The following is a 1,691-nucleotide window of genomic DNA, read 5'->3' as shown; positions in this document are numbered from 1 at the left end:
TCGGGCGCCGACGCCATCCACCCGGGCTACGGGCTGCTGTCGGAGAGCCCCGAATTCGCCGAAGCCTGCGCTGTGGCCGGCATCACCTTCATCGGCCCCAAGCCGGAGACAATGCGCCGGCTCGGCAACAAGGTCGCCGCGCGCAACCTGGCGATCGAGGTCGGCGTGCCTGTCGTGCCCGCCACCGAGCCGCTGCCGGACGACATGGAGGCGGTCAAGGCGCTCGCCAAGACCATCGGCTATCCGGTGATGCTGAAGGCATCTTGGGGCGGCGGCGGCCGCGGCATGCGTGCCATCCGCTCCGAAGCCGATCTCGCCCGCGAAGTCATGGAAGGCAAGCGCGAGGCCAAGGCCGCCTTCGGCAAGGACGAGGTCTACCTCGAAAAGCTGATCGAGCGCGCCCGCCATGTCGAGGTGCAGGTGCTGGGCGACACGCATCGCAACGCCGTGCATCTGTTCGAGCGCGACTGCTCGATCCAGCGCCGCAACCAGAAGGTCGTCGAGCGCGCGCCGGCGCCCTATCTGAGTGAGGCGCTGCGCCAGGAGCTGTGCGGCTATGCGCTGAAGATCGCGCGCGAGACCGCCTATATCGGCGCTGGAACGGTCGAGTTCCTGCAGGACGCCGACACCGGCAAATTCTACTTCATCGAGGTCAATCCGCGCATCCAGGTCGAGCATACCGTCACCGAGCAGGTGACCGGCATCGACATCGTCAAGGCGCAGATCCACATCCTGGACGGTTTTGCCATCGGCACGCCGGAATCGGGCGTGCCGGCGCAGAAGGACATCCGGCTGAACGGCCACGCGCTGCAGTGCCGCATCACCACGGAAGACCCCGAGCACAATTTCATCCCGGACTATGGCCGCATCACCGCCTATCGCGGCGCCACCGGCTTCGGCATCCGCCTCGACGGCGGCACCGCCTATTCGGGCGCGGTCATCACCCGCTTCTACGATCCGCTGCTGGAAAAGGTGACGGCGTGGGCGCCAACGCCGGCCGAGACGATCGCCCGCATGAACCGGGCGCTGCGTGAGTTCCGCATTCGCGGCGTGGCGACCAACCTTACCTTCCTCGAAGCGATCATCAATCACCCGAGCTTCGCCGACAATTCCTACACGACCAGGTTTATCGACACGACGCCGGAACTGTTCCAGCAGGTGAAGCGGCAGGACCGGGCGACCAAGCTGCTCAATTATCTGGCCGATGTCAGCGTCAACGGCCATCCCGAGACACGCGGCCGCCCCATGCCCAAGGCCGATTCGGCGGCACCTGTGGTGCCCTATCTCAACGGCAAGGTGCCTGGCGGCAGCAAGCAGAAGCTCGATGCGCTCGGTCCGGCGAAATTCGCGGCCTGGATGCGTGCGCAGAAAGAGGTTCTGGTCACCGACACGACGATGCGGGATGGGCACCAGTCGCTGCTCGCCACCCGCATGCGCACGCATGACATTGCCGGTATTGCCGGCACCTATGCGCGCGCGCTTCCGCAGCTTTTGTCGCTCGAATGCTGGGGCGGTGCGACCTTCGACGTCGCCATGCGCTTCCTCACCGAGGATCCGTGGGAGCGGCTGTCGCTGGTGCGCGAGGCGGCGCCCAACCTCTTGCTGCAAATGCTCCTGCGCGGCGCCAACGGCGTCGGCTACACCAACTATCCCGACAATGTCGTGCAGCATTTCGTCCGCCAAGCGGCTAG

At 66.1% G+C, this 1,691-nt stretch carries 1 protein-coding gene; it reads left to right on the top strand.

The window, feature by feature from the left end; genetic code table 11:
- Positions 1-1,691: ATP-binding protein (locus D3227_RS40260; protein ID WP_120019452.1), on the top strand; the 1,691-nt coding region annotated here is incomplete at both ends.

It is taken from the genome of Mesorhizobium waimense (assembly GCF_003601975.1).
Taxonomy (GTDB): Bacteria; Pseudomonadota; Alphaproteobacteria; order Rhizobiales; family Rhizobiaceae; genus Mesorhizobium; species Mesorhizobium waimense.
The sequence above is the reverse complement of the archived record's forward strand: the minus strand, read 5'-3'. Positions and strand labels throughout refer to the sequence as shown.